The organism is Allobosea sp. RAF48 (assembly GCF_052114025.1).
Taxonomy (GTDB): Bacteria; Pseudomonadota; Alphaproteobacteria; order Rhizobiales; family Beijerinckiaceae; genus Allobosea.
This window is the reverse complement of record NZ_JBFRDZ010000005.1, coordinates 302,494-328,645: the sequence shown is the minus strand read 5'-3', so window position 1 is coordinate 328,645 and position 26,152 is coordinate 302,494. Positions and strand designations below refer to the sequence as shown.

Annotated in this window: 23 protein-coding genes, 1 tRNA gene and 1 pseudogene; 12 read left to right on the top strand and 13 right to left on the bottom strand. The window is 66.6% G+C overall.

Annotation, left to right across the window (positions count from 1 at the left end):
- The first annotated feature begins 62 nt into the window (after positions 1–62).
- Entirely contained in the window at positions 63–1,676 is a 1,614-nt protein-coding gene (locus tag AB4Z10_RS12425) for a M14 family metallopeptidase (protein ID WP_441470707.1), read from the top strand.
- Positions 1,677–1,731: 55 nt separating this feature from the next.
- On the opposite strand, the gene AB4Z10_RS12420 is transcribed toward AB4Z10_RS12425, so the two are convergent.
- The 5 genes and pseudogenes from AB4Z10_RS12420 to AB4Z10_RS12400 all read right to left on the bottom strand — a co-directional run bounded on the left by AB4Z10_RS12420 (position 1,732) and on the right by AB4Z10_RS12400 (position 5,577).
- Positions 1,732–2,724, bottom strand: a complete 993-nt coding sequence (locus tag AB4Z10_RS12420; RefSeq protein ID WP_441470706.1) for a CorA family divalent cation transporter — start codon at positions 2,722–2,724, stop codon at positions 1,732–1,734.
- 90 nt (positions 2,725–2,814) lie between these two features.
- Entirely contained in the window at positions 2,815–3,753 is a 939-nt protein-coding gene (locus AB4Z10_RS12415; RefSeq protein WP_441470705.1) for a glycoside hydrolase family 25 protein, read from the bottom strand.
- A gap of 354 nt (positions 3,754–4,107) precedes the next feature.
- A pseudogene (locus tag AB4Z10_RS12410) lies at positions 4,108–4,881 on the bottom strand (glycoside hydrolase family 25 protein); the annotation flags it as partial.
- Positions 4,882–5,096: 215 nt separating this feature from the next.
- Positions 5,097–5,181 (bottom strand) — tRNA-Leu (locus tag AB4Z10_RS12405).
- A 126-nt stretch (positions 5,182–5,307) separates the two neighbouring features.
- Positions 5,308–5,577 carry a FliM/FliN family flagellar motor switch protein gene (locus AB4Z10_RS12400; protein ID WP_441470704.1) on the bottom strand — a complete coding sequence of 90 codons (270 nt, stop codon included), beginning with the start codon at positions 5,575–5,577 and terminating at the stop codon, positions 5,308–5,310.
- A gap of 134 nt (positions 5,578–5,711) precedes the next feature.
- Here AB4Z10_RS12400 and lipB point away from each other — a divergent pair, with 134 nt between their 5' ends.
- The gene (gene lipB / locus AB4Z10_RS12395; protein ID WP_441470703.1) at positions 5,712–6,416 is read left to right on the top strand and encodes a lipoyl(octanoyl) transferase LipB; all 705 of its coding nucleotides are present in this window, start codon (positions 5,712–5,714) and stop codon (positions 6,414–6,416) included.
- 212 nt (positions 6,417–6,628) lie between these two features.
- On the top strand, positions 6,629–8,236 hold the full coding sequence (locus AB4Z10_RS12390; RefSeq protein WP_441470702.1) for a carboxyl transferase domain-containing protein: 1,608 nt from the start codon (positions 6,629–6,631) through the stop codon (positions 8,234–8,236).
- A gap of 192 nt (positions 8,237–8,428) precedes the next feature.
- Here AB4Z10_RS12390 and AB4Z10_RS12385 read toward each other — a convergent pair whose 3' ends face one another.
- On the bottom strand, positions 8,429–9,094 hold the full coding sequence (locus tag AB4Z10_RS12385) for a hypothetical protein (protein ID WP_441470701.1): 666 nt from the start codon (positions 9,092–9,094) through the stop codon (positions 8,429–8,431).
- Positions 9,095–9,282: 188 nt separating this feature from the next.
- Positions 9,283–10,368: a Kelch repeat-containing protein gene (locus AB4Z10_RS12380; protein ID WP_441470700.1), complete on the bottom strand. Its 1,086-nt coding sequence runs from the start codon at positions 10,366–10,368 to the stop codon at positions 9,283–9,285.
- A gap of 153 nt (positions 10,369–10,521) precedes the next feature.
- On the opposite strand from AB4Z10_RS12380, the gene AB4Z10_RS12375 reads away from it, so the two are divergent.
- The 3 genes from AB4Z10_RS12375 to AB4Z10_RS12365 all read left to right on the top strand — a co-directional run bounded on the left by AB4Z10_RS12375 (position 10,522) and on the right by AB4Z10_RS12365 (position 14,150).
- Positions 10,522–11,283: an SDR family oxidoreductase gene (locus AB4Z10_RS12375; RefSeq protein WP_441470699.1), complete on the top strand. Its 762-nt coding sequence runs from the start codon at positions 10,522–10,524 to the stop codon at positions 11,281–11,283.
- A gap of 157 nt (positions 11,284–11,440) precedes the next feature.
- Positions 11,441–12,133: a cation efflux transmembrane domain-containing protein gene (locus tag AB4Z10_RS12370; RefSeq protein WP_441470698.1), complete on the top strand. Its 693-nt coding sequence runs from the start codon at positions 11,441–11,443 to the stop codon at positions 12,131–12,133.
- Positions 12,134–12,164: 31 nt separating this feature from the next.
- Positions 12,165–14,150, top strand: coding sequence for an acetyl/propionyl/methylcrotonyl-CoA carboxylase subunit alpha (locus AB4Z10_RS12365; RefSeq protein WP_441470697.1), 1,986 nt, complete (start codon positions 12,165–12,167; stop codon positions 14,148–14,150).
- A gap of 191 nt (positions 14,151–14,341) precedes the next feature.
- Here the strand turns inward: AB4Z10_RS12365 and AB4Z10_RS12360 are convergent, their stop codons facing one another.
- Entirely contained in the window at positions 14,342–15,187 is an 846-nt protein-coding gene (locus AB4Z10_RS12360; protein ID WP_441470696.1) for an aminoglycoside phosphotransferase family protein, read from the bottom strand.
- Positions 15,184–15,951, bottom strand: a complete 768-nt coding sequence (locus tag AB4Z10_RS12355; protein ID WP_441470695.1) for an SDR family NAD(P)-dependent oxidoreductase — start codon at positions 15,949–15,951, stop codon at positions 15,184–15,186. Before AB4Z10_RS12355 ends, AB4Z10_RS12360 begins: the two co-directional genes overlap by 4 nt.
- Before the next feature lie 33 nt (positions 15,952–15,984).
- On the opposite strand from AB4Z10_RS12355, the gene AB4Z10_RS12350 reads away from it, so the two are divergent.
- Entirely contained in the window at positions 15,985–16,341 is a 357-nt protein-coding gene (locus tag AB4Z10_RS12350) for a VOC family protein (protein WP_441470694.1), read from the top strand.
- A 65-nt stretch (positions 16,342–16,406) separates the two neighbouring features.
- Positions 16,407–16,844 carry a DUF1489 family protein gene (locus AB4Z10_RS12345; RefSeq protein WP_441470693.1) on the top strand — a complete coding sequence of 146 codons (438 nt, stop codon included), beginning with the start codon at positions 16,407–16,409 and terminating at the stop codon, positions 16,842–16,844.
- 9 nt (positions 16,845–16,853) lie between these two features.
- On the opposite strand, the gene AB4Z10_RS12340 is transcribed toward AB4Z10_RS12345, so the two are convergent.
- Positions 16,854–17,948, bottom strand: coding sequence for a linear amide C-N hydrolase (locus AB4Z10_RS12340; RefSeq protein WP_441470692.1), 1,095 nt, complete (start codon positions 17,946–17,948; stop codon positions 16,854–16,856).
- A gap of 117 nt (positions 17,949–18,065) precedes the next feature.
- Positions 18,066–18,914, bottom strand: coding sequence for a pantoate--beta-alanine ligase (panC, locus tag AB4Z10_RS12335; RefSeq protein WP_441470691.1), 849 nt, complete (start codon positions 18,912–18,914; stop codon positions 18,066–18,068).
- 248 nt (positions 18,915–19,162) lie between these two features.
- Between panC and AB4Z10_RS12330 the strand changes: the two genes are divergently transcribed.
- Complete coding sequence (locus AB4Z10_RS12330; protein ID WP_441470690.1) at positions 19,163–19,900, top strand: VWA domain-containing protein; 738 nt, start codon at positions 19,163–19,165, stop codon at positions 19,898–19,900.
- Positions 19,900–20,619: a DnaJ domain-containing protein gene (locus tag AB4Z10_RS12325; RefSeq protein ID WP_441470689.1), complete on the top strand. Its 720-nt coding sequence runs from the start codon at positions 19,900–19,902 to the stop codon at positions 20,617–20,619. The genes AB4Z10_RS12330 and AB4Z10_RS12325 overlap by 1 nt, the downstream gene beginning before the upstream one ends.
- Before the next feature lie 157 nt (positions 20,620–20,776).
- Here the strand turns inward: AB4Z10_RS12325 and AB4Z10_RS12320 are convergent, their stop codons facing one another.
- Positions 20,777–22,441, bottom strand: a complete 1,665-nt coding sequence (locus AB4Z10_RS12320) for an SPOR domain-containing protein (protein ID WP_441470688.1) — start codon at positions 22,439–22,441, stop codon at positions 20,777–20,779.
- A 293-nt stretch (positions 22,442–22,734) separates the two neighbouring features.
- On the opposite strand from AB4Z10_RS12320, the gene AB4Z10_RS12315 reads away from it, so the two are divergent.
- The gene (locus AB4Z10_RS12315; RefSeq protein WP_441470687.1) at positions 22,735–23,082 is read left to right on the top strand and encodes a phasin family protein; all 348 of its coding nucleotides are present in this window, start codon (positions 22,735–22,737) and stop codon (positions 23,080–23,082) included.
- A 343-nt stretch (positions 23,083–23,425) separates the two neighbouring features.
- Here the strand turns inward: AB4Z10_RS12315 and AB4Z10_RS12310 are convergent, their stop codons facing one another.
- Entirely contained in the window at positions 23,426–23,998 is a 573-nt protein-coding gene (locus AB4Z10_RS12310) for a hypothetical protein (RefSeq protein WP_441470686.1), read from the bottom strand.
- 609 nt (positions 23,999–24,607) lie between these two features.
- On the opposite strand from AB4Z10_RS12310, the gene AB4Z10_RS12305 reads away from it, so the two are divergent.
- Positions 24,608–26,137, top strand: coding sequence for a UxaA family hydrolase (locus tag AB4Z10_RS12305; RefSeq protein ID WP_441470685.1), 1,530 nt, complete (start codon positions 24,608–24,610; stop codon positions 26,135–26,137).
- The last annotated feature ends 15 nt before the right edge of the window (positions 26,138–26,152 follow it).

Below are 26,152 nucleotides of genomic sequence, written 5' to 3'. Positions count from 1 at the left end.
ATTGCGGGGCGCGCGGCTCGACGTCTAGGATGGCCGCCGATGCACCGGGCCGGGAGGGCGCCATGAGCGGTCGGAACATCCTCGCGGCTTGTCTGATCGTCGCGCTGGGCGGCATGGCCCAGGCCCAGTTCAAGCCCGAATCCGCCTATCGCGAGAGTGCGGCCGCGGCGGAGCGCTATCCCGATCCGCCTGTCATCTACACCACCCCGGCCTTCGCGTCCGGCAAGGCTGACTTTACCAGCCAAAGCGAGATGATGGCGTTCCTGACCGGGCTCGCTGCCCGCGCGCCGCTGATGACGCTGTCGATCGTGGCCAAGAGCCAGGAGGGACGCGACATGCCCGCCCTGGTGTTCACGCGCCATGGCGTCGATACGGTCGGCAAGGGCCAGAGGCCGGTGGTGATGCTGATCGGCCAGCAGCACGGCAACGAGCCGGCCGGCGGCGAGGCGATGTTGGTGCTGGCCGAGCGGCTCGGCGCTGGTGATCTCACGCCGCTGCTCGATGCGGTCGATGTCGTGATCGTGCCGCGCGGCAATCCCGATGGAGCTGACCGCTTTCGCCGCGCCCTGGCAGATGGAGTCGATCCCAACCGCGACCACACCCAGTTGCGCACCCCCGAGATCCGGGCGATCGCCGCATTGTTCACGCGTTATCGCCCGGACATCCTCCTCGACTGTCACGAGTTCACTGTCGGCGGGCGCTGGGTCGAGAAGACCGGCGGGCTGGTGCGGATCGACGGGATGATCCAGGCCGCGACGGTGCCGAACCTCGCGCCGGCGCTGAAGCAGATCCAGGACGAGGTCGTGCTGCCGTCGCTCCGCACCGCCTTCGACGCGGCCGGCGTCACCTATGACTGGTATCACACGACCGATGGCGCCAATCCGGCCTCGCCGGTGGCGATGGGCAGCATCGGGGCCGATACCGGGCGCAACGTTGCCGGATTGCGCAATGCGGTGAGCCTTTTGCTGGAGACGCGCGGTGTCGGGCTTGGCCGGGCACATCTGGCGCGGCGGGTCCATTCCCATGTCGTCGCTGCCGAGGCGATGCTGACGCTTGCGGCCCGGCAGCCCGGAGACATCCTGGCGGCGACACGCCGGGCGGAGGCCGAGGTTGTCGCGATCAGGCCCGGCACGCCCTTCATCGTCACGGCGCGGCAGCAGCCGGAGCAGCGCAAGCTGACCTTCATCGATCCGGTAACGGGGCAGGATCGGGTGGTCGAGGTGAAATGGCTTTCCTCCCTCGACATGGAAACCACGCTGACGCGTCCGCGGCCGGCCGGCTACGTCCTGCCCGCGAAGGATGGCGATGCGATCGAAGCGCTACGCAGGCTCGGCCTTACGACGCAGACCGTCGCCAGGGCGGAGACGGTGGCGGGCGAGCGCTACCGCGTCGTCAAGGTCGAGCTCGGCGCCAAGGAGGATGGACGCGGTGACGACACCGGTGCCGGGCAGATCGTGAAGGGCAGCTACGCACTCGAGCAGGCTTCGATTCAGCTCGAGCCCGGCGACGTCTATATCGGCCTCGACCAGCCCCTGGCGGCGCTGCTGCCGGTGATGCTGGAACCGGAGAGCCAGACCGGGCTCGCGGCGAACCGGGTTCTGCCGGTGGTCGAAGGTGGGGTGCTTGACGTGATCCGCATCACGGAGCGGCCGGCAGCAGCTCTCGCGGGTCCATGACCCAGAGCCGCGCCGATCAGGTTGGAGCAACCTGATCGGCGGGTGCTCCAGGGGCTCAGTCGCCGATCACGCCGCGGCGGCGCAGCAGGATCAGCGTGAACAGCGCGGCGCAGATGCAGGACATGGTCACGAAGCCGGCGCCGAAATCCGACTCGACCCAGGGCAGTCCCTTCACATTGATGCCGAACAGGCCGGTGATGAAGGTTGCGGGCAGGAACAGCGCCGTGAGCAGCGAGAGGACATAAAGCTGTCGGTTGGTGCGGCTGGCCGAGCGGGCGGCGATCTCGTCCTGCAGCAGCCGAGCACGATCTTGTACAGACTGGACATCATGGTGCAGGCCGTCGATGCGCTGGAGCAGCCGCAATGCCGCCGCCTTGACCGCGTCCGGGGCGCTGCGGCCGGACTGGGTCTCGGCGAAGCGGCGGAACAGCACATGCAGTCCACTGAGCTGGCGATGCAGGCGCACGGCTGTCCGGCGCACGGCGCCGACGCGCTGCGGCCCGTCATGGAGCCTGTCGAGCAGGATATGGTCCTCGACGCTGTCGGTTTCTTCGACGAGACGGACGACGGCATCTGTGATGTCGTCGATGATGTATTCGATGATCTGCTCGAACAGCCCGGCCGGGCTCGCAGCCGGCTCGCCACGGTCGAGCGCTTCCGCCGTCATGCGGATCGAATGCAGCGCCTCGCGGCGGCCGGTCAGCAGGAACTTGTCGCTGATGATCCAGCGTAGCGCGCCGACATCCTCCGACTTGTCGGCGATGTCGCGGATCAGATCGTGCGAGACGCCCCAGGCGAGGTTGGCGGAATGGTCGAGCCGCTGGTGCTGCTCGTGGGAAAGGAAAGCTTCCTGCGTTGCGTCCGGCAGGGCCTGCTCGGCAATCCACGCCTGCGCGCGGGTGTGGACGAGGTCGAGATGCAGCCAGACGAAGCCTTCCGTCGGAGCAAGACTCGGCAGCGCTTCGCGGGGAATCCTGCTCGGCTGTCCGTTCTCATCGAAGCGATAGGCCCAGATGATACCGGATTGGGATTGCACGTCGCCGGGCATGGTCTGCTTCCGCTACCGCCGCAGGCTGGTCGGCGGCGCGCCTAAGGGCGCCGCATATGTGACAGCGACGTGACAGTTGTCGCCTGAAGCTCAGTTGCGGTTCGCGGCCGTGCGCGCGGGTGGGATGCGCCCCGGCGGGACGAATTTGAGCTGCGTCCCGCCCGCAGCCTTCGGCGCGCGGGCGCCCGCCGGCGTCGGCAGTGGTTTGTGTTCGGCGACTTTCGGCTCACCGCCATGCCATTTGCGCGAGCCGATGTCGAAGCGGCCCTGGCGCCAGGCTTCGAACTCGCGCTCGCTGCCGAAGAAGGCGTTGCGATCGACATCTCCGGAGATGCCGGGCACGCGCCCTGTGGTCGTGAACTGCCAGAACTCCCAGCGATCCCTGTCATAGCGCTTGGCCAGTGGCGCGGCGGTCGAGCGCAGCCAGAAGGGGTGATCCTTGAGTTCGCCCTCCAGCACGTCCTCGTGGAAATTGATGTCGGTATAGATGATCGGCTTCTTGCCGGTGTGCTCGCGCAGACCCTTCAGCATTTCGGCGATCTTGGCGAGCGCCAGTTCGCGCGAGATCTTGCGGGTGCATTGCGAATCGTTCTGCCATTCGACGTCGAGGACGGGCGGCAGTGCATCGGGGTCGCGCGGGATGTGCTTCTTGATCCAGCGCACCTGATCCTTCGCGGAACGGCACCACCAGACGAAGTGATAGGCGCTGCGCGGGATGCCGTGCTTCTTCGCTTCCGCCCAGTTGCGCCTGAAGTTCGGATCGAGGTGGTCGCCCCCTTCAGTCGCCTTGATGAAGGCGAAGCGGGTGCCGGCGTCCTTGACCCTCGCCCAGTCGATTTCGCCCTGCCAACGCGAGACGTCGATGCCCTGGATGACCTTGCGCCGCGCATCGCGGACGCCGTGATGCGGGGCGCTGTCGCCCTTCTTTGGATAGAGCGCCAGTGCCGGCTCGGCAAAACAGGTCAGAAGCGCCGCAAGGGCAAGGGCTGCAAGCCCGGTCCGTCCGCTGGTCAGCTTGCCCGCTGGCATGTGTTCCTCCCGCATCACATCTCCAGATGGCGGGAGCGTGGTTAAGCAGCGGTTAGAATTGCAGCGCAGTCTAACGAAGAGTTTCAGCCTTGGTTAACCGCCGGGCTGGCGGCCTGCTCAATCGTCGAGGTCGGACTCCTGAGCCGCCTTCGCGGCCATGCGGCTCGACTGGAAGGCCGAAGCGACGGAGGGAGCGCTGCCCGGGATGCGCGCGACCGGCACATCGCTCGGTACTTCCGGCGCCGGCAGCGGTGCCGGGCCGGGAGCAGGAGCCGGCGCGGGGGCTTGCTGAGGCGCAGGAGCCGTTGCCGGTTGCGGAGCAGCCTCCCGCTTGTCCCAAATGCGCGTGCCGATGTCGTATTCGCCGCGCAGCCAGCCGGCGAATTGGCTTTCCGTGCCGAAGAACGCGTTGCGGTCGACGTCGCCCTTGATGCCGGGCACGCGGCCGGTGGTGGTGAACTGCCAGAAGCCCCAGGTGCGGTTGTTGTAGCGCGTTTCCGGCAGGGCTGCCGTCGAGCGGATCCAGTAGGGATACTCGTTGAACTGCCCTTCCAGGACCTCGCGGTGGAATGTGATGTCCGTGTAGATCACCGGCTTCTTGCCGGTGAGCTGCTCCAGCTCCCTCAGCATGAGCTGGATCTTCTCGCGCGCCAGCTCACGGTCGATCTTCTGCGGGCAGGTGCGGGAGTGGCCGTTCCATTCGACGTCGAGCACCGGCGGCAGCGCATCGGCGTCGTTGGGGATCTGCTGCTTGAACCAGACTGCCTGCTCGTGCGCCGGACGGCACCAGTAGACGAAGTGGTAGGCGCCGCGCGGGATGCCGGCGCGACGCGCGCCCTCCCAGTTGCGCTGGAAGGCAGGATCAACATGGTCGCCGCCCTCGGTGGCCTTCATGTAGACGAAACGGGTGCCGGCCGCCTTGACCGAAGCCCAGTCGATATCGCCCTGCCAGCGCGAGATGTCGATGCCGTGAATCGGGTAGCTATGGGCGGCCGCAACGCCGGGATGAGGCCGGGCATCGCCCTTCGACGGATAGTTGTCGAGCGCCACGCAGCCGCCGAGGGCCGCGAAAGCGGCGGCAGCCAGAAAGGGCAGGAGGCGGGAGCGCTGCATGCGGTGGGAGTTCATCTCGCGGAGAATTGCGGAGAATGCTTGACGGCCGGTTTACGTTACCAAAGTTCTGCCGCCTGTCAGCCCAATCCGCGGCAGCCCCGTGATTCCGCCCCAAGGACGCGATTCGGTGTTGCGGTCGACCGCAAAGCTTTCGTCGCAACGCCTCGCGATGTCGCCGGAAACACGAAAGGCGACCCGAGGGTCGCCTTTCGCTGGACATCATCCGAATTTGGTGCGGTCGAGAGGACTCGAACCTCCACGGGTCTCCCCGCTACCACCTCAAGGTAGTGCGTCTACCAATTCCGCCACGACCGCAGCTCGTTTCCGGTTGCGGGCGGTGCAACCAGGGAGCGGCGCCGATCTAGCAAATCGAATCCGCCGCCACAAGGGTGTCACTGTGGAAAAACGAACGATATCGAATTTTCCCCAGAATGGGCCGGTTCAGGCGGCCTCGGCGACGCTCTGCAGCGTGTAGATCGTCGGGCGCTTCAGCATCTGGGTGATCTCGACGGAGATCTTCGCGCCGCTGACGACGACGATTCCCTTGGCAAAGGGGTGGTTGTTCGCGAGAATCTGGACTTCGTCGGTCTCGCTGGCGTTGAGCTCGATGATGGCGCCGCGGCCGAGTCGGAGCAGCTTGTAGATCGGCATCTGGGTCTGCCCCAGCACGACAGTGAGCTCGACAGGAACGAGATCGAGATCGGCCTTCAAGTCCTGCCTCCGGAACCCTACTTCAGAATTGGACCAGCGAAACTTGCCTGCCTGCCGGTTTTCGGCGCATCAGGCTTGCCGATGGTCGCGCCGGGTGTCCGGCTGGGAAAGATTGAACGGAACATGGTTAAGCCATGGTGAAGATGCGTGAGGAACTGGCCGTCTCCTTCCTGCCGGAGGGGGTCTCCGAGCCTGTCGAATGGGTCGTGGCCGAGGGGCTGACCGGCTATGACGAGGCCGTCGCCGAGATGGAGCTGCGCGCCGGCCTGATTGCCGACGGCAAGGCGCGCGAGCGCGTCTGGCTGGTCGAACACCCGCCGCTCTACACGGCCGGCACCTCGGCACGCGACGAGGATCTGATCGCGCCGGAGCGATTCCCGGTCTTCCGGTCGGGGCGGGGCGGGCAGTTCACCTATCACGGCCCCGGCCAGCGCGTGGCCTATGTCATGCTCGACCTGAAGCGGCGCCAGCCCGATCTGCGCCGCTTCGTCGCTGCGCTCGAAGGCTGGCTGATCGGTGCACTCGACGATTTCAACATCCGTGGCGAGCGCCGCGAGGACAGGGTCGGCGTCTGGGTTAGGCGGCCGGAGAAGGGTGCAGCCGTCGAGGACAAGATCGCCGCGATCGGTATCCGCGTCCGCCGCTGGGTGTCGTTCCACGGCATCTCGTTCAATGTCGATCCCGATCTCTCGCATTTCGGCGGCATCGTGCCCTGCGGCGTCAGCCAGCATGGCGTGACCTCGCTCGTCGATCTCGGTCTGCCGGTGACGATGCCGGAGGCCGATTCGGTGTTGCGCGAGGCCTTCGAGCGCGTCTTCGGGCCGACGGCTCCGGCCTGATGCTCTTCGTTAGCCATGCCTAACCCCGTCCTCGGCCGGGGGGCTGGGCAATCGCTGCGCCGTCCGTGACCGGCTCGATCAACAAGATGAGAGAATGAGCGGCAGCGCCCGGCGCGGATTTGCCGGGATGCGTCCGGGCGTCCGTGCCGGTTGGCGTTTGAGACGTGGCGCGCCATAACCTCGGGCAAGGATTGTCGTCGAGGGAGCGCGCTGTGCCGGTCATCGAAAGCAAGGTCGATCTGAGTTCGGCCGAAACGCGCGCCAATGCCGAAGCCTGGGCAACCCTGCGCGATGAATTGCAGCAGCACCGCGCCACTGCCGCGCTCGGCGGCAATGCCAAGTCCCGCGAGCGTCATACGGCCCGCGGCAAGTTGCTGCCCCGCGAGCGCGTGCTGCGTCTGACGGATCCTGGTTCGGCCTTCCTCGAGATCGGCTCGCTCGCTGCCTTCGGCATGTATGAGGGCGACGTCCATGCCGCTGGCATGATCGCGGGAATCGGGCGTGTCGCCGGCCGCGAGTGCATGATCATCTGCAACGACGCGACGATCAAAGGCGGCACCTACTATCCGATGACGGTGAAGAAGCATCTGCGCGCCCAGGAGATCGCGCGCGAGAACCGTCTCCCCTGCATCTACCTCGTCGATTCCGGCGGCGCGAACCTGCCGCACCAGACCGAGGTCTTCCCCGACCGCGAGCATTTCGGCCGCATCTTCTACAATCAGGCGACGCTTTCGGCCGAAGGCATCCCGCAGGTCGCGGTGGTGATGGGCTCCTGCACCGCCGGCGGCGCCTATGTGCCGGCGATGTCGGACGAGACGGTCATCGTCAGGAAGCAGGGCACGATCTTCCTCGGCGGCCCGCCGCTGGTGAAGGCTGCGACCGGCGAAGTGGTCTCGGCCGAGGATCTCGGCGGCGCCGACGTCCATGCCCGGCTCTCGGGTGTCGCGGATCATTATGCCGGCGATGATACCCATGCGCTCGCCATCGCCCGGCGCATCGCCGGCAATCTCAACAGCGTGAAGCGGCCGGATATCGACATCGCCGAGCCGGTCGAGCCGCTCTATGACCCGGCCGAGCTGGAAGCCGTCGTCCCGACCGATCTCAAGAAGCAGTACGATATCCGAGAGGTGATCGCGCGGCTGGTCGACGGTTCGGAGTTCGACGAGTTCAAGAAGCTCTACGGCACGACGCTGGTGACGGGTTTCGCGCGCATCCACGGCATCCCGGTCGGCATCATCGCCAATAACGGCATCCTGTTCTCGGAGAGTGCGCTGAAGGGCGCGCATTTCATCGAACTGTGCTGCCAGCGGCGCATTCCGCTGCTCTTCCTGCAGAACATCACCGGCTTCATGGTCGGCCGCGACGTCGAGACCCGCGGCATCGCCAAGGACGGCGCCAAGCTCGTCACGGCGGTGGCTTCGGCGCGAGTGCCGAAGATCACCGTGCTGGTCGGCGGATCCTTCGGTGCCGGCAATTACGGCATGTGCGGCCGCGCCTACAGCCCACGCTTCCTGTTCACCTGGCCGAATTCGCGGATATCGGTGATGGGCGGTGAGCAGGCGGCGAGCGTGCTCGCGACCGTCCGCCGCGACAATATCGAGGCCGAGGGCAAGAGTTGGCCGGCGGCGGACGAGGAAGCCTTCAAGGCGCCGATCCGCAGCAGATACGAGGAGGAGGGCTCGCCCTATTTCGCGACGGCGCGGCTCTGGGACGACGGCATCATCCTGCCGTCCGAGACCCGCCGCGTGCTGGCTCTGGCCTTCTCAGCCACGCTCAACGCCGAGGTCCCGGAGACGAAGTTCGGCGTGTTCCGGATGTGATCCGCCGCGCGCCGCCTCCGTCATTCGCGGGCGACGGCAGAGAGACCCGAGAATCTCGGGCGGCTCCACAGCCTCCGACGTAGGGCGACCGGATGGATCGCGGTTAGGAAGGCGCGCAAATCCGCGGCGTCGTCCGCGCGAACGGCGCCGATCGTCGGTTGTGACCTTCGGCGGCCGCCGCGCGAAATCGCGTCAGTTGGTAGCGAAGCAGTAGAAGCGGCCGGCGCCGCCTGTGCTTTTCAGAGCATCCTGGCTGCAGCCGCCTCGCGAGAGGTGCGACATGTTCCAGGATTTCGCGGGCGGCGATTGATCGAGCCCCGTGCGGTCATGGTGGCCCATCATCACAGCCCCCTCCGTGCCGCTCTTGGTATAGTTGCCGCAGGTACGGTCCTCACCCGGACCGAATGCTGTGCCGTCGATCTGCGAGCCCGTCAGCATATCGTGCTCGTTGGGCTTGTCGCCGATGCCGTTTACGGTCTCGCCTTTCTCTGTCAGCGCGGTCTGCTTGGTGAGATTCGCTGCAGCGCCATGCAGATCTGCGACGCTGGCGGCGATCACCACTCCCTTGACGTTACGCCAAGGACCGGCGCCGATACGATCACGCGCATTGACCGCTGGCGCGTCACCAGTTGCTTGCGTCGACAAATAGGCTCGCCAGGTCTTGCTGCCGGCGCCAACCGCCTGGGCGAGACGCTGGCAAATCCCATCTGCTCCCTCGAGGCCACCGAGGTCCGCGCCCTTGCCGGAGCCGGCACTGGTGACGAAAAAGCTCATCTCTGCCGTCTGGGCTTTAGCCACACCGCCGGCCAGCGCCAGCAGCCCGAGGGCTGCGGCAAGCGTAACGCATCCTGTGCCCATCGTTGGTCCTCCCATCGTCGTCCATGATTTTGGATACGTTGGTCGTCCGGTTGCTCCTCGAAATCCCGTGGCCGTTCCAAGGTTATCTTAACACAACTGCACTCGGAGAGCGGAGGCGCCGCTGGGTTCTGCTTCGCCAAAGAGCTCCCGGAGCCGTTTCGGGCGGTTGCGCAGGCCGGGTTCCGGTGTCACCCCAGCGAAAACGCCTCGTGGACCGCGCTCTGCACGCCGCCGCCCATGATCGGGCCGCCGCCGGCGACATGGATCGCATCGCCGACCAGCGCGGCGCCAAGCCCGTGGCGCGGCGTCAGCATCGGCGCGTATTGCTCCCAGGCGTCGGCGGCAGGGTCATAGGCCTCCATCTGGCCGAAGACGCGATTGGTGCCTTCCCCGCCCATGACGAAGACCTTGCTGCGATAGAGCACGGCGCCATGGCCGGAGCGGCCCGTCGGCGCGGGCGTGCGCATCGTCCATTTATCCGCGGCCGGATCGTAGGAATGGTGGAGGTTCGAGTTGGTATGGAAGGAATCGACCCGGCCACCGATGACATGGATCAGGTTGCCGATGGCGAGCGTGCCGGTGTGGTCGCGGGCGGTGGGCAGGGGCGTGCGTTCGCTCCAGCGGTCGGCCGTGGGGTCATAGACCAGATGCCAGTCGATCGAGCGCTTGGTCTCGGTGGTCTCGCCGATCGCGCCGCCGATGACATGCAGCACACCGCCTAGCCCGACGACCGCGGTGGAGCCGGCGGCGCGGGGCAGGGACGCGATCTCCGCCCAGCGATCGGCCTTGGGGTCATAGGTGAAGCAACGCGGATGCGGCTTGCGGTTCTGCTCGAGGAAGCCGCCGATGGCGTAGAGCCTGCCATCGAGGAAGGCGACGCCGACATGGTTGGCGCCTTGGGGCAGGGGCGCGCCGTCCTGCCACTTGTCGGCCTTGGGATCGTAGACATGGTGATAGGCCCGGTCCGTGCGCTGCTCGCCATAGCCGCCGACGACATGCATCCTGTCCTCGAAGGCCGTTGCCCAGGCCATTTCGGAGCGCGGCAGCGGCAGCGGCGCCTTCGGGGTCCAGCGGCCGGGCGCGGTGGCTTTCGGCGCGGGCGAATCGAAGACGTTCTGCGTCGCGGCAAGCGCGGGCTTCTCGATCCGCCCCGGCTGGGCGAGCCGCTCGTATTGCGGGCCGTGATGCTCGTGGCCCGGCTGCTGGGCCAGCGCCGGGCCGGCGAGCGCAGCGGCGCCGGCAGCGAGCAGATGGCGGCGGTTCAGGCTGGTCATCGCGTCGTCCTCCCGACTACAACGATAAGGCAGGGCTGGCGGGCGGCAAGTGCATGGAGCGCGGGCCGCCGCACAGTTCCCCCGAGCGGTTCCGGCCGTTATGGTCGTTCGCCATCTCAAACGATTTAGGCCTAGGGAAACACGAGGAAACGCATGTCTGGGCATAATAAGGTCGCGATCATCACCGGTGCCGGCTCGGGCGTGGGGCGGTCGGTCGCCATCGCCTTCCTGAAGGATGGCTACCGCACCGTGCTGGCCGGGCGCCGGGCGGATGCGCTGGAGGAGACGATCGCGCTCTCCGGCGTCGACAAGGGCCGGGCGCTCGCGGTTTCGACCGATGTGACCGACAAGGCCTCGGTCGAGAACCTCTTCGCGAAGACCAGGGAGGCCTTTGGCCGGGTCGACGTGCTCTTCAACAATGCCGGCGTCAACGCGCCGGGCGGCGTGCTGCTCGAGGACCTCTCGCTTGAGGACTGGCAGAAGGTCGTCGACACCAACCTGACCGGGCCCTTCCTCTGCACCCAGGCCGCCTTCAAGGCGATGAAGGACCAGGAGCCGCGCGGCGGCCGCATCATCAACAACGGCTCGATCTCGGCACAGGTGCCGCGGCCGAACTCGGTGGCCTACACCGCGACCAAGCACGCGATCTCCGGCCTGACCAAGACCGCCTCGCTCGACGGGCGCAAATACGACATCGCCGTCGGCCAGGTCGATATCGGCAACGCCCTGACCGACATGGCGAAGAAGATGACGACCGGCGTGCCGCAGGCCGACGGCTCGGTGAAGGTCGAACCGGTGATGGATGTCGACCACGTCGCCACCACCGTGCTGCACATGGCCGGGCTGCCGCTCGACGCGAACATCCTCTTCGTCACGGTGATGGCGACGAAGGCCCCGCTCGTCGGGCGCGGTTAACTCCGCCCTTGCCAGTCATCCCGGGCGGAGCGCAGCGTGGACCCGGGATCCATTCCTGAGCCTTGCCGACTCGCGCTCCGGCATGGATCCCGGATCGGCGCCGCTACGCGGCTTGTCCGGGATGACAGGGGCGAGGGTGGTCGAAGGGACGCAAGACATGGATGGCCGGGACGAGCCCGGCCATGAGGATGGCGCGGGAAGCTCGGCATCGAGCCCCGCGCTCGCCCGCGCCTACACGCTGACGATCTGGGGCATCGCGCTCGGCATCCTCGTGCAGGCGGTGGCGACCGTCGCCTGGGCGCTCGCCATCGGCAACGCCCAGCTGTTCAAGGACGCCGTCGACTGGGTCTACGACGTCGCGCTCTACGGCATCGCGGCGGTCGTGTTCGGCCGCGATGCGCGGGCCGAGCGGCTGGCGGCGGTTGCGATCGGCGCCGTCATGGCCGTCGCCGGTTTGCACACGCTCTACGACCTTTGGGACAAGATCCTCCGCCCGCGACCGATCGAGATCTGGACGCTGGGCTTCGCCGCCGCGAGCGCCATCGTCATCGCGCTGCTTGTCATCGCCGCGCTCTGGCGCTTCCGGCGCGAGGATAACCCAGTGATCAAAGCGACCTGGCTGTCGAGCCGCAACGATGCGATCTCGACGACGGGCTTCGCGCTGGTCGGGCTTGCCGCGCGTGTCGCGCCGGTGCGCTGGCCGGAATATCTGTTCGATCTCTTCGTCGCCGGGCTCTGCTTCCAGGCGACTTGGGCGATCTGGCGCTCGCTGCGACGGGGCGCGGATTCGGAAGCGTCCCAACCGGGTTTGCGCAACAAGGCGCAGACAGAAGCGGCGGGCGGGCTATAAAGGCGGCACGTCTTTCGAGGATGCCGCCGCCATGACGATCGCCGCCAAGCTGCCCTCCATCCTGATCGCCAATCGCGGCGAGATCGCCTGCCGGGTCATTCGCACCGCGAAGCGGCTGGGCCTGCACACCATCGCCGTCTATTCGGACGCCGATGCCGAGGCACTGTTCGTGCAGATGGCTGATGAGGCCTACCATATCGGCCCGGCACCGGCCCGCGAGAGCTATCTCGACGCTGCCACGATTCTCGCCGTGGCGAAGGAGGCTGGAGCAGCCTGCATCCATCCCGGCTACGGCTTCCTCTCCGAGAATGCCGAGTTCGCTGACGCATGCGCTACGGCTGGCATCGTCTTCGTTGGCCCCCCGGCTTCCGCGATCCGGGCGATGGGGCTGAAGGACGCCGCCAAGGCGCTGGTCGAGAAGGCCGATGTGCCGGTGGTGCCGGGCTATCACGGCGCCGAGCAGGATGCCGGCTTCCTGGCTGAAGAAGCTGAGCGGATCGGCTATCCCGTGCTGATCAAGGCGGTCGCTGGCGGCGGCGGCAAGGGCATGAAGAAGGTCGAGCGGGCCGAGGACTTCACCGATGCCCTGACCAGCGCCCAGCGCGAGGCGCAGAATGCGTTCGGCGATGCCCGCGTGCTGGTCGAGAAATACGTGCTCTCGCCGCGCCATGTCGAAATCCAGGTCTTCGGCGACAGCCATGGCAATGTCGTCCACCTCTACGAGCGCGACTGCTCGCTGCAGCGGCGCCACCAGAAGGTCATCGAGGAGGCGCCGGCGCCGGGCATGACGGCCGAAGTGCGCGCCGCCATGGGCAAGGCGGCGACGGAAGCGGCGAAGGCTGTCGGCTATGTCGGGGCCGGCACGGTGGAGTTCATCGCCGATGGCCGTGACGGCCTGCGGGCCGACCGCTTCTACTTCATGGAGATGAATACGCGTCTCCAGGTCGAGCATCCCGTGACGGAGGCGATCACCGGGCTCGACCTCGTCGAGCTGCAGCTCAAGGTCGCGGCGGGCGAGCCGCTCGGCTTCACGCAAGGCGACGTCAAGGCGTCGGGCCATGCGGTCGAGGCGCGGCTCTATGCCGAGGACCCGGAGAAGGGCTTCCTGCCTTCGACCGGCAAGCTCTGGGCGCTGCAATTCCCGGAGGGCGAGGGCATCCGCGTCGATACCGGTGTCGAAGCCGGCGATACCGTGACGCCGTTCTACGATCCGATGATCGCCAAGGTGATCGCCCATGGCGCGACGCGCGACGAGGCGCTCGACCGGTTGGGTGCGGCGTTGGGAGAAACGGTCGTCGCCGGGCCGCGCACCAATCTCGCCTTCCTGAAGAAGCTGACCGAGGCCCAGGGCTTCCGGACCGGGCCGTTCGATACCGGCTTCATCGACCGCAACATGAGCGCGCTCGGGGCCGAGTCGCAGCCGCTCGACGCAGCAGCCGTGGCGGCGGCGGCCCTGCAGCTCGAAGAGGAGCGGCAGGCCGACGGCATGATCGAGGCGGCCGGCCGGGCCGAAGGAGAGGCGCGCTCGCCCTGGCTCGACCCCGACTCCTTCTCGCTGATGCCGCGCCAGCCACTCGGGTTGCCGCTGCTGGTCGATGGCGAGCGCATCGAGGCGCAGATCGAATGGCATGGCGAGGATGCGCGCGTCAGCCTGCCCGGTCACGAGATCGGGGAGGGCGAGCACGAGATCGCACTGGCCGAGGGCGAAGGCGGCATCTGGTTCGCCCTGCATCGCGGCCGCCAGACGGCGGTGTCCCTGTTCGATTCCTTCAAGGTCGATCTCGACGCGGCTGCCGGCTCCGGCGGCGTGGTCAAGGCGCCGATGCACGGCAAGCTCGTCGCTCTCTTCGTCGCAGCCGGCGAGGCGGTGACCAAGGGCCAGCGCCTCGCCATCGTCGAGGCGATGAAGATGGAGCATGTGCTGACAGCCCCACGCGACGGCACGGTCAGCGAGGTCGTGGGCGAGCCGGGAGCTCAGGTGGCCGAGGGTGCGAAGGTGGTCGTGATCGGCGAATAGCCGAATCGATGGAATCGCTTGTGGGCGATCGCTGAGGTTTTGATTCAGGGCTCTGCCGTCCCCCCCTATGTCATCCCGGACAAGCGGCGCAGCCGCGCCGATCCGGGATCCGTTCCGGAACGGTTCATGCATGGATCCCGGATCTCCGCTTCGCTGCGTCCGGGATGACGAGGATTGGACTAAAGGGAGCGCTAATTGGCGAGCGCTGCGGCCGCCTTCTCCAAGATGGTCAAATTGACCTCCGCCAGCGGATCGTCGTCGCCCATGAACCAGGCGGCCGAGAGGCCGCACCAGGCGACGATCCATTTCAGCAGGCGCCCTCGCTCCAGTCCGGATTTCGCCAGCACGATCTCCAGCCGCCGCTCGAAGGCGCCCGGCGCGACCGCGACGGGCGGCTGTGGATCGGCAAGGTCTGGGTCGCAGAACAGGATGGTGTATTCGAAGGCACGGTCGCCGATCACGGATTTCGGGTCGATGGCGCGCCAGCCGCGTCCCTCGAAATCGAGGACGTTGTCATGATGCAGGTCGGCGTGCAGCGGCATGACCTCGCGCTGGGCGGCGAGGAGTTCGTTCGCAACCGCGGCCGAGCGGGCGAGGAGGCCTCCGCGTTCGTCCGCCATCGGAAAGAGATCCTTGAACCAGGTTTCGAGCGGGATCAGCCCGCAGGGGGCCGGGCCGCGCGGCTTCTGCAGGGCGGCGATCGCGTCGCAGAGGATGGCCGTCGCCTCGTCGTCGCCTTGCGCGCCGCTGCGGGCCATGGCGGCCAGCGAACGCCGACCGGTGGCACGCTCGATCAGCATCGCCTCACCATTCTCGCTGCGGGCGAGCAGGCGGGCGGCGCCGTCGCCGTTCCAGTATACCAGCGGCAGGTAGCCGCGCCGCTCGTCCTCGGCCTCGGGCAGCTTGAGCATGGCGGGCGCGCCGTGCCGCAGGACGGGCAGAAGGCGGCTGGCGCGCGTTGCGATCGGCGCGCCGTCCGGGACAAGGCTCCAGCGCGAGAGCCAGGGCTCGAACGGCCTTGGAGAAATCTCGTTCATCCGCGGCCGATGATCGGGAACTGCTCGGCCTCGTAGATCTGGCCGGAAACGGGCGCGCTGTCGTCGGAGAGCCAGAAGGCGGTGTGCGCGGCGATCTCCTCCGGCTGCATGATGCGGCCGGTCGGCGCATGGCGGAGCGGGACATGGTTCTGCCAGCCTAGCGGCTGGCCTTCGCGCTGCTGCGTCGCGTCCTCGTTGGCGGTCCAGGTCCAGCCGACATTGAGTTGGTTGGCGCGGATTCGCTCGGGGCCGAGCGTGTTGGCGAGGTTGCGCGTCATCGTCATCAGCGCTCCCTTCGACATCGAATAGACGGTCAGGTTCGACAGTCCGCAATAGGCGTTGATCGAGCCGACGGTGACGATGGCGCCCGGCGATTTCTGGGCCCGGAAGGCGCCGATCGCCGCCTCGGCGCAGAGCAGCGGCGCACGGGTGTTGATCGCGAACATATGGTCGAAGAAGGCGGCGGTGGTCTCGCCGAGGATGCCGCGCGGATAGATGCCCGCATTGTTGACGAGCCCGTCGATGCGGCCGAAGGCGCCGACCGTGGCATCGACGATGGCCTGTGCCGTGGCAGGCTCGGCGAGGTCGCCGGTGATGCCGCTGGCGGCAGTGCCGAGACGGGCGACCGCCGCGTCGACATCGGCCCGGTCGCGGCCGTGGATCAGCACCTTCGCGCCTTCGGCGATCAGGCGCTCGGCCATGGCATAGCCTATGCCGGTTGAGGAGCCGGTGACGAGGATGGCCTTGCCTGTGAGTCCGCGCATGATGATCGTCCGTAGCCTGTCGAGGGAAAGAGCATGACGGTGAAGCGTATCGTGGCGAACATGCTAGCCGCCGAACCGGGGCTGGCAAAACCCTTCTACGGGGGCATTTTTGACATGCACCCCGTCATGGACCACGGCTGGATCCAGACTTATGCGGCCGATGGCGACGCGGCCCGGCCACAGCTCGGCTTCGCCAGCGAGGGCGGCTCGGGCGCGCCGGTGCCGGACCTGTCGATCGAGGTCGATGATCTCGATGCGGTGCTCGCCAGGGTCGAGGCGGCTGGCTTGCCGATTGAGTACGGGCCGGTTGACGAGCCCTGGGGTGTCAGGCGCTTCTTCCTGCGCGACCCGTTCGGGCGGCTCGTCAATGTGCTGGCGCATCGCGCCTGAGGCGATCTGTGGAGAAAGGCCGGAGAGGCTGGCCGGCCGGCTCTCCGAAGCCTATTTTAGCGACCATGTCCCTGCACCTGCTCAAGCTCTGCGTCGGCGCGGAATCGATCGGCGATCTCGAGGAATGGATCGAGCAGCGCGTGGCCCAGCGCCAGGCGCGCGGCGAACCGATCGAGCAGCTTCATACGACGCGCATGGTGCCGAAGAAGATCGAGGAGATCCTCGATGGCGGCTCGCTCTACTGGGTGATCAAGGGGCAGATCTCGGCGCGCCAGCGCCTGACCGACATACGCCCCTTCACCGATGCGGACGGCATCGGCCGCTGCCATCTCGTGATGGAACCGGCGGTGGTTCCGGTCGAGCCGCGCCCGTTCCGCCCCTTCCAGGGCTGGCGCTATCTCCAGGCCAAGGACGCGCCGCGCGATCTTTCCGAGCATGGCGGCGATCTCGGCGAGATGCCGGAGGAGCTGCGGCGAGAGCTCGCTGGGCTCGGGCTTCTGTAAGCGACGGGCTCAACCCTTCAGGCCGAGGAAGGCGAAGGGCTTGGCCGGGACGAAGCTGCCGGTCGCATCGCCGGAATAGGTGTGGTCCTGATCCTTGCCGAGATCGAGCTTGCGGGTGCCGCCCGCAGTGGAGAAGTCGATCTTCTTGAGGTCCACCCAGAAGGTGTTCGGCGTCAGCGCGGACTCGAAGAAATACAGCTTGCGGGCATGGTCGAAGACGGTGCGCCAGCGCGTCGACGAAATGTTCGGCTGGTCGGGCGTCGTCAGCCCGTAGGGCACCGAGACATTGCGGATGACGCTGAAAACGCTGGCGACGGCCCGGTTCGGGTCGGGGTCCTTCGGGATGGCGTTGGCATAGAAGGCGGCGCGGACGAAGCGGTCGGAAGCACGGTTGGTGCCCGGCAGCATCACGGTGCCGCCGATCTGCTTCCAGTACTCGGCGAGCGCGAGCTGCTTCTCGAAGATCGGTGAGTTGGTCATCACCTGATAGGCGCGGTCATGATGGATGACCTGCTTGCCGCCGACATATTCGATGATGGCGCTGTCACCGCTCGAATCGGAAAGCGAAAGATGCACGGTGGCGAGGCGGTCCTCGCCCGGCATCGCGTCCGTGATGATGGTGAAGGGCTCCTCACGCAGTGCGGCGACGGCCTCGCTCACCGTGGCGAAGTTGTCGAGGACATATTGCGCCCAGAGGGAAATGCTCAGCCCCGGCTTTGAGCCGGCTTCGAACTTGGGATATTCGGACTCGACCAGCCAAAGCAGATTGGCCGAGAGCCCGGCCTCGTTGACGCCGTCGCTGCTGGAGATGTCGTAAGCCGAGGCGATCACGCTGCCGTACTTCGCCGTCCAGCGCGCGGTGTTCGCGCCAGTCTCGCCGGTACGCTCGACGCCGCGCGGCAGAATCCAGAGATTGGTGGCGATGTCGCTCTTCCAGTCCATCGAGCGCGCAGTAACGACGCTGCCATTCGCTCCGAAATAGACGAAGCGGGTGCAGGCCTGGGCAGCCGTGTCGGCGAGCAGCGCGCAGGCGAGAACGATGGCGGCGCCCCGGCACAGGAAAGTGGTTCGGCCGCGCGCCGCGCTCCCCGATGCATGGATCATCCACCGCTCTCCTCTGGCTCGGGCGTTTTCAGGATGCCGACGGCTGGCCCGACGGCTTCCCGAGCCCTGCCAGCGTAGCGTTTCCGTTTGACGCCGCAATCATGGTCGCGGCGGCGTTCAGACCGGGATGTTGTCGATCAGGCGCGTGCTGCCGATACGGGCGGCGAGCAGCAGGCGGATCGGGCCATCGGCGAGCGAGGTGATCGGCGCGAGTGTCTCGGCGTGGCGTGCTTCCAGATAATCGAGCTCGAAGCCGGCGGTGATGATCGCGTTCTGCGCGTCGGCGACCGCCTTGAACAGTTCGTCGCGGTTGCGGATGCGGGTGGCGAGGTCCTGCATCACGCGGTGGAGGACCGGCGCAAGCGCCCGATGTTCGGCCGAGAGGTAGCGGTTGCGCGAGGACATGGCGAGGCCGTCCGCCTCGCGGATCGTCGCCAGCGGCACGACGGCAATGCCGAGGTCGAGATCAACAGCCATGCGGGTGACGACCTTGAGCTGCTGATAGTCCTTCTCGCCGAAGATCGCGCAATCTGCGCGCGACTGGGTGAAGAGCTTGCAGCAGACCGTTGCAACGCCCTCGAAATGCGTCGGGCGGAAGCGGTCTTCGAGGCCGACGGCGGCCGGACCCAGCAACAGCACCCGGGTGGCTAAGCCCGCCGGATACATCTCGTCGACCGAAGGGAAGAAGACGGCATCCGCGCCGGCCGCGAGGAGCTTGGCGCAGTCGTCGTCGAAGGTGCGCGGGTACTTCTTGAAATCCTCGTGCGGCGCGAACTGAGTCGGGTTGACGAAGATCGAGACGATGACCCGCCTTGCGTGCCGCTGGCCTTCGGTGACCAGCGCGATGTGGCCCTCATGCAGCGCGCCCATGGTCGGCACCAGCGCGACCTTTTCGCCGGCCGTGTGCCAGCCGGCGACGGCTTCGCGCATCGCGGCGACCGTCTCGAATACCGTGATCCCAGCCATGGACTTCTCTTTCTCGTCTGCGTCGATCTTCGCAGCCCTCATCCTGAGGAGCCGCGTCGCGGCGTCTCGAAGGATGCTCCAGGAGGTTCCGGAACCATCTGAAGCATCCTTCGAGACGCGGACTTCGTCCGCTCCTCAGGATGAGGGCTGAGAGGAACAGGCCGACCTCCGTCCGGGACGGGTAGCAAATGCGGTGGCGATGGCCAATATCAGAACGAACGGAACGATTCCGTCGGATCGATGGGTTGATGAACGAGAAGAACGATCGCGCTGTCGGCAAGGCCGCCGCGACCACGCCGACAGGGCATTCGCAGCCAGGGGAAATCGACCGCTTCCTCGGAGCGGCGAAGCGGCTGGCGCCGCTGGCAACGGGCCAGGCCGGACGGCTGGTCTTCGCGCTCGACGCCACGATGAGCCGCCAGCCGAGTTGGGATCTCGCCTGTTCGCTGCAGGCGCGGATGTTCGAGGTCACCGGACAGAGCGGCGGGCTGGCCGTCCAGCTCGTCTATTTCCGGGGCATCGGCGAATGCCGGGCATCGGGATGGGTCGGCGAGCCCGAGCGGCTGACCGGGTTGATGCGCAGGATTGCTTGCGAGGGCGGACAGACACAGATCGCCCGCGTTCTGCGCCATGTCCGTGACGAGGCTGCAAAGGTGCCGGTGCGCGCTTTCGTCTTTGTCGGCGACGCAATGGAAGAGGATGTCGATGCGCTGGCGACGCTGGCAGGAGAGCTCGGCCTGCGCGGCATCCGCGGCTTCGTTTTCCAGGAGGGGTTCGATCCCGCCGCGAGCGCGGCCTTCGCGACGATCGCGCGGCTGACTGGCGGGGCGCATGCGCGTTTTGACGTCAACGCGCCGGCCTCGCTGCTGGAACTCCTGCGCGGTGCGGCTGCTTATGCTGCCGGCGGCCGGGAGGCGATGTTGCGGCTCGCCGGATCGAGCCCGGCGGTGAAGGGGCTGATCGCCGCCATGGACGGAGGGCGCTAGTGGGTTTGCTCTACGGCGTCGCCGTCCTGATCCTGGTCTGGTGGCTGGCGAAGCTCTTCGCCGGGACCAATCCGAAGGCGCTGGCGCGGGTGATGAAGACGGTCGGCGGCGTCGCCTCGCTCGGCGTAGCCGGGCTGCTGATCGTGCGCGGCCGGATGGACATGGCGATATTCCTGGGCGGCGTCGGCGCCTGGCTGCTCGGCTGGAGCGCGACCGGGCCGGGCGGCATCCGCTTTCCCTGGGCCGACAGGTCCGGGCCGACGGCGGGCACGACATCGAAGGTCGGCTCGACCCTGCTGGAGATGGAGCTCGACCACGACAGCGGCGCGATGACCGGCAGCGTCAGGGCGGGCACCTATGCGGGGCGCGCGCTCGACGGCCTGACGATGAGCGAACTCAGCGCGCTGATGCGTGAATGCCTGGCGCGCGATCCCGATGGAGCACGCCTGCTAGAGGCATATCTCGACCGCCGGTCGCCCGGCTGGCGTGAAGACGCTCAGCGTGATCGCGACGCGGGGCAGCGCGGCGCGCCGGGCGCGGGCGCGATGACGCAGCAGGAGGCCTACGAGATCCTGGGGCTTCAGCCGGGGGCGAGCGAGGAGGCGGTCCGCGAAGCCCACCGGGCTTTGATGAAGCGCATCCACCCGGATGCCGGGGGCACCAGCGGCCTTGCCGCTCGCGTCAACCAGGCCAAGGACGTCCTTGTGAAGCAGCGATAGCGAGGGGTGAGGGGAGTGCGTCTGCGACATGGCGTGAACTCCTTTCCCTGGCCGGTCAGCTCGCCTTGCGTCCTGACGGACGCAGGTTCGGCGATCTGTCTTTGCGATTGCGCATCGGATTCTCCCGAAAACCGGATTCCACTTTTGAGTCCGATGCTCAGCTGCGGGTGGCGAAGCAGGAGAAGCCGCCGCGCTTCAGCTGCGCGCATGCGTTCTGCGCGTCCTTGGGATCGTCGAAGCCGGCGAAGCGGGCGCGGAAGAGGGTGGAGCCGCCCTTCTCGACCTTCTCGGTGAAGGGCGAGGCGCTGGCGAGCGAGCCGGAAGCCTTGGCACGGGCGCGGGCCAGGATCTCCTTGGCCTTGCCCTCGTCATCGGTCGCACCGAGCTGGATCACCCATTTGCCGGAGGCGACGACGGCCGCCTGGTGTGACATGGCGGGGGCGGGCTCGGGAGCCTGCGCTTTCGCCGGAACAGCGTCTGCCTTGCGGGCCACGCTGGCGGCAGGCATCTCGGCCTTGGCCTCGGCGACCTCCACCGGCTCGGCGACGGGCTCCGGCGCCTTGGTGATCGAAGAGGTGACGTCGACATTCGCCGGCGGGCGCAGAACCTTGGCGTCGGCCGGCTGGGCGCCGATCGACCAGCGCATGGCGGACGGCGTCGTGGTCGCGGTGACCGGGCGCATGCCGGAGAGCTGCACCGGCTGGGCGCCCATGGCGACCGGGCGCGGCGGGGCGATCGGCGTCGTCGTCGGCATCGGGGCATAGGCGCGGGCTGCAGCCGGCAGCGGCTGCTGTTCTTCGGTCTGCTGCCGCGGGCGCGGAACCGGGATCGGCGCCGGCTCGGCGGCGACCTGCTGGACGGCCGCGGCGCGCGGGCGCTCCTCGAAGCGCGGACGCTCCTCGGGCTCGGGCGCCTCGGCGACCATCACCGAGGAGCGGCCGCTGGTCGCGGCGCGCGGCAGGTTGGCCAGCACGAGATCGGTCATGATCTTGTCGCGTGAGGCGCCGGAGCGGCCGCCGAGCACGACGGAGACGACGTGCCGGCCGTCCGACTTGGCCGAGGTCATCAGGTTGAAACCGGATGCGCGGGTATAGCCGGTCTTGATGCCGTCGACGCCCTCGACCTTGCCGAGCAGGCGGTTATGGCCGCGGATGGTGCGGCTGCCGTACTGGAAGGCCCGCGTCGAGAACAGCGGGTAGTATTTCGGGAAGCGCTCCTGGATGGCGCGAGCGAGGATGGTGAGGTCGCGCGCGGTCGTCAGGTTCGGCGGCGAATGCGGCAGGCCGTGGGGGTTGTAGAACCGCGTCGAGTTCATGCCCAGCGAACGGGCCTTGCGCGTCATCTGCTCGGCGAAAGCTTCCTCGGAGCCGGCGATGTTCTCGGCGACGACGACGGAGGAGTCGTTGGCCGAGAGCGTGATCATGCTCTTGATGACGTCCTCGACCGCGATGGTCGAGCCGGGGCGCAGGCCGAGCTTGGTCGGCGGCTGCGAGGCGGCATAGGACGAGACCTTGAGCTCGGAATCCATCGAGAAGCGGCCGCGCTCCATCTGCTCGAACAGCATGTAGAGCGTCATGACCTTGGTCAGCGAGGCCGGGATGCGCGCGGCATCCTCGTTGACCGCGTGCAGCGTGCGGCCGGTCCTGGCATCGACGACCATCGCCGCGTAGGGCGGCGTGTAGCCGCCGCCTGCAGCATGATGCCGGCGCTTGCGCGCCTCGGCCGGGGAGGAGGCCATCGTGGCCGCGACTGCGGCGATGCCGATCAGCCCGACAACGGCCCGCAGACGCGGCCGCTGAAACACAACGCAACCCAGAACCATGAACTCGCCTCGAACTCACTGTCGTTCCCGTCCCGCGCTCATTTTTCGTGGCACGCAGGACACAGTAGGGCGAGATTAGGAGGATGCGGTTACGGAGCCGTTAAAACTTGAACGGTTGCGACCGGAACGATCTGCGTTTGGTGCATTGCAGCGTCCTATTGACTTTCATGTTGCAATGCACAATATGCAGGCAGTCCCGGTGGTGAACTCTTCATACGACCTTGGGGCGACACGACGGCCGCTCTGGCCCATTCACTCTGAGGCGGCACCCGGGGTGCCAGGAGAGACGACCCATGATCCAGCAGTTTGAGACCATCCAGAAGGCCTCCAAAGAGAACGTCGATGCGGCCCTGAAGGCTTTCGGTGTTACCTCCAAGAGCGTCCAGACGATCGCCGTCGAGGCGACTGATTACGCCAAGAAGTCCTTCGAGGCTGGCACCGCCACGCTCGAGAAGCTCGCCGGCGTGAAGACCTTCGACAAGGCCCTGGAGATCCAGGCCGACTACATCAAGACCTCTTTCGAGGGCGCGGTCGCCCAGCTCACCAAGATGGGCGAGCTCTACACCGCTCTCGCCAAGGACGCCTACAAGCCGTTCGAGGGCATCGTTGCGAAGGCTGTCCCGACCGCTCCGAAGGCGTGATGCCGGCAGGCTGCCGCAAGGCAGCCTGATCTCGAGAGAGTTCGAGTGCGTTTGAGAGCCCCGGCCCCCAAGGCTGGGGTTTTTCTTTGGGTCGTGTGGCTCCTCGTGTCCGAATGTCCGTTGAGGGTCGATAGCTGACATTCTCGTGTTTCGGCCGCCGGGGTGTGTTAATCCGGACACCTGCCAGCGCCCTTGCCTGCGGCCGTGAAGAACTTCGCCGTTAAGTGCTCGTTGTTTGACGAGCATGACCCCGGATCTCATCATGAAGCGCGTGATAATAGGGGCTGTCTTCGCGGCAATGGCTTCCATGCCAAGGAGGCCGACTTCGCAGGGCCTCCGCCACTTAGCGATTGTTCTCAGGTATTGACGGGGCGGGGCGGCGCTTTTCGTAATCGATGACAGCGCGTGACATCTCCAGAAGCTCAGGAAATGGCTGGTTAGGCTCCTTGAAGCAGTTGTTGTTCCTGGCAGAAAGTACCGTCAACGTCCCATCCGCCTCCTCGAACAGAGTGACTTTGACCTTGAAGTGCTTGACATATGTGATGATCCCCGAAGGCGTTCCGAGCGGCTCGTCGATGCAGAACTCCGTATAGGCTTTTCCACCTGAGCTGGTTGCCTCAACATGGAAGGCGCTGAACTTCGGCGCCTTCACGTTTTCGAGCACAGTCTCTGGACTGAATCCCCCAACGCGAAGTGCTGACAACGCGACCTGTTTTCGGATTTTTACGGTGGAATGACGCTCCGGCGCTGGCAGGGAGGTCCTTTTGCGGAGATCCTCAGCCGACAGGCATCCAGCCAATGCCAGAGCACTCGCAAAGCATCCAATCAGGCCAACATTCATTTCCAATCCCCAGTCGGCAGCTCTTAAATTCGGTGTGGTTCTATATTGGGCTATAGGTGTCAAGCCGCCCGACATGACGAATGTCTCAGTTGGGTCGACAGCGGACGTGGGTGGTGCCACTACAGCCTACATGACTATCTCCCTCGCCATCGGGCTGGCCATCGGCTTGTTGATCGGCGCCTTGATTTCCGTAGCCGCCATATGGCGACTGCTTCCGCATCAACGACGCTCGCGAATGTCTCGTCCTGCGGGGATAGCGTGGCTTTGTGCGCTGCTTCTGTCGTTACCTGCGACTACTCTGATCAGCTTGTCCCTTTACGGGCAGATTAACCGCGAGATTTTCTTGCGGAAAACGGACGACGCTCGACTATGCGCTGAAAACGCGACCCGTGCTGTCGCCGAAAATTCTGCATCACGAACATGGGACTGGCGCTGGCACTATGAGGCCTGCTTGGACGAGCAGAGAGCTCTGAGATGATAAGCCGTAGAAACTCGTTCGCTGCCTTGCTTACGACGTCTCTTAGGGGTCGAAAGCCGACCTACACGGCTAAGCCGACAGCTTTTCGCATCATCACGGCTGCGCATGGCCGTTTCCTCTTTTGAACCGATTGAAAACGCGGCCGGTTGGGCGCATTTCTAGGAGCGCGCGCCGCCGTCGCGGTGCCGGAGGTTTCGGTTCTCGCCATGCTCGACAAATCAGTGCCGCCCCGCACGCTCAAGCTCAACGCTGCCGACAACGTCGTCGTCGCCGTCGACCCGGTCGATGCCGGCGTGACGGCGGCGGGCGTTGAGGCGCTGAAGCGCATTCCGCGTGGGCACAAGATGGCGATCGCCCCGATCGCCAAGGACCAGCCGATCCGCAAGTTCGGCCAGATCATCGGCTTCGCAACGGCCGATATCGTGCCCGGCGAATGGGTGCACGAGCACAATACCGGCTTCCACGCCTTCGATCGCGACTACGCCTTCGCTGCGGAGGCGAAGCCCGAATTCGTGCTACCGATCGAGCAACAGGCGACCTTCCAGGGCTTCCGTCGCGCCAACGGCAAGGCCGGCACGCGCAACTATGTCGGCATCCTGACCTCGGTGAATTGCTCGGCCTCGGCGGCGCGCTTCATGGCCGAGGAAGTGAAGCGTTCCGGCCTGCTCGACGACTATCCGAATGTCGACGGCGTGATCGCGCTCACCCACGGCACGGGCTGCGGCATCGACTATAATGGCGAGAGCTTCGAGGTGTTGAAGCGCACCACCTGGGGCTATGCCTGCAACCCGAACATGGCGGCGGTGCTGGTCGTCGGCCTCGGCTGCGAGGGCTTCCAGATCAGCCGCATGAAGGAAGCCTATGGCATCAGCGAAAGCGACGTCTTCCGCACGCTGACGATCCAGGAGACGGGCGGGACGAAGAAGGCCGTCGCCGCCGGCATCGACGCGCTGAAGACGATGCTGCCGATCGCCAACAGGGCGGTGCGCGAGACGGTGCCGGCCTCCGAACTGATGCTTGCGCTGCAGTGCGGCGGCTCGGACGGTTATTCCGGCATCACCGCCAATCCGGCGCTTGGGGCCGCCGTCGATATTCTCGTCGAGCATGGCGGCACGGCGATCCTCTCCGAGACTCCCGAGATCTATGGCGCCGAGCATCTGCTGACGCGCCGTGCCGCGACGCGCGAAGTCGGCGAAAAGCTCGTCGGGATCATCAAGTGGTGGGAGGATTATACCGAGCGCGCCCGCATGAGCATGAACAACAACCCCTCGCCGGGGAACAAGGCGGGCGGGCTCACCACCATCCTGGAGAAGTCGCTGGGCGCGGCCGCCAAGGGCGGCACCAGGACGCTCTCGGCGGTCTATCACTATGCCGAGCCGGTGACGGAGAAGGGCTTCGTCTACATGGACACGCCCGGCTACGATCCCGTCGCAGCCACGGGGCAGGTGGCCGGCGGCGCCAACATCCTCGCCTTCACCACCGGCCGCGGATCGGCCTATGGCTGCAAGCCGACGCCCTCGATGAAGCTCGCGACCAACACGCCGATCTACGAGAAGATGATCGACGACATGGACATCAATTGCGGCGATGTGCTCGACGGCGTCTCGCTTGAGCAGAAGGGCCGCGAGATCTTCGAGAAGCTGCTCAAGGTCGCCTCGGGCGAGAAGACCAAGTCCGAACAGCTCGGTTATGGCGATGCCGAGTTCGTGCCCTGGCAGATCGGCGCGACGATGTGAGGGCCGGGCGGGGCT

Excerpts from the sequence above, each read along its gene's own strand:
- AB4Z10_RS12425 (WP_441470707.1), top strand. The coding sequence starts at position 63 with ATGAGCGGTCGGAACATCCTCGCGGCTTGTCTGATCGTCGCGCTGGGC.
- AB4Z10_RS12420 (WP_441470706.1), bottom strand. The coding sequence starts at position 2,724 with ATGCCCGGCGACGTGCAATCCCAATCCGGTATCATCTGGGCCTATCGC.
- AB4Z10_RS12415 (WP_441470705.1), bottom strand. The coding sequence starts at position 3,753 with ATGCCAGCGGGCAAGCTGACCAGCGGACGGACCGGGCTTGCAGCCCTT.
- lipB (WP_441470703.1), top strand. The coding sequence starts at position 5,712 with ATGGTGAAGATGCGTGAGGAACTGGCCGTCTCCTTCCTGCCGGAGGGG.
- AB4Z10_RS12385 (WP_441470701.1), bottom strand. The coding sequence starts at position 9,094 with ATGGGCACAGGATGCGTTACGCTTGCCGCAGCCCTCGGGCTGCTGGCG.
- AB4Z10_RS12380 (WP_441470700.1), bottom strand. The coding sequence starts at position 10,368 with ATGACCAGCCTGAACCGCCGCCATCTGCTCGCTGCCGGCGCCGCTGCG.
- AB4Z10_RS12375 (WP_441470699.1), top strand. The coding sequence starts at position 10,522 with ATGTCTGGGCATAATAAGGTCGCGATCATCACCGGTGCCGGCTCGGGC.
- AB4Z10_RS12370 (WP_441470698.1), top strand. The coding sequence starts at position 11,441 with ATGGATGGCCGGGACGAGCCCGGCCATGAGGATGGCGCGGGAAGCTCG.
- AB4Z10_RS12365 (WP_441470697.1), top strand. The coding sequence starts at position 12,165 with ATGACGATCGCCGCCAAGCTGCCCTCCATCCTGATCGCCAATCGCGGC.
- AB4Z10_RS12360 (WP_441470696.1), bottom strand. The coding sequence starts at position 15,187 with ATGAACGAGATTTCTCCAAGGCCGTTCGAGCCCTGGCTCTCGCGCTGG.
- AB4Z10_RS12355 (WP_441470695.1), bottom strand. The coding sequence starts at position 15,951 with ATGCGCGGACTCACAGGCAAGGCCATCCTCGTCACCGGCTCCTCAACC.
- AB4Z10_RS12350 (WP_441470694.1), top strand. The coding sequence starts at position 15,985 with ATGACGGTGAAGCGTATCGTGGCGAACATGCTAGCCGCCGAACCGGGG.
- AB4Z10_RS12345 (WP_441470693.1), top strand. The coding sequence starts at position 16,407 with ATGTCCCTGCACCTGCTCAAGCTCTGCGTCGGCGCGGAATCGATCGGC.
- AB4Z10_RS12340 (WP_441470692.1), bottom strand. The coding sequence starts at position 17,948 with ATGATCCATGCATCGGGGAGCGCGGCGCGCGGCCGAACCACTTTCCTG.
- panC (WP_441470691.1), bottom strand. The coding sequence starts at position 18,914 with ATGGCTGGGATCACGGTATTCGAGACGGTCGCCGCGATGCGCGAAGCC.
- AB4Z10_RS12330 (WP_441470690.1), top strand. The coding sequence starts at position 19,163 with ATGAACGAGAAGAACGATCGCGCTGTCGGCAAGGCCGCCGCGACCACG.
- AB4Z10_RS12320 (WP_441470688.1), bottom strand. The coding sequence starts at position 22,441 with ATGGTTCTGGGTTGCGTTGTGTTTCAGCGGCCGCGTCTGCGGGCCGTT.
- AB4Z10_RS12315 (WP_441470687.1), top strand. The coding sequence starts at position 22,735 with ATGATCCAGCAGTTTGAGACCATCCAGAAGGCCTCCAAAGAGAACGTC.
- AB4Z10_RS12310 (WP_441470686.1), bottom strand. The coding sequence starts at position 23,998 with ATGTCGGGCGGCTTGACACCTATAGCCCAATATAGAACCACACCGAAT.
- AB4Z10_RS12305 (WP_441470685.1), top strand. The coding sequence starts at position 24,608 with ATGCTCGACAAATCAGTGCCGCCCCGCACGCTCAAGCTCAACGCTGCC.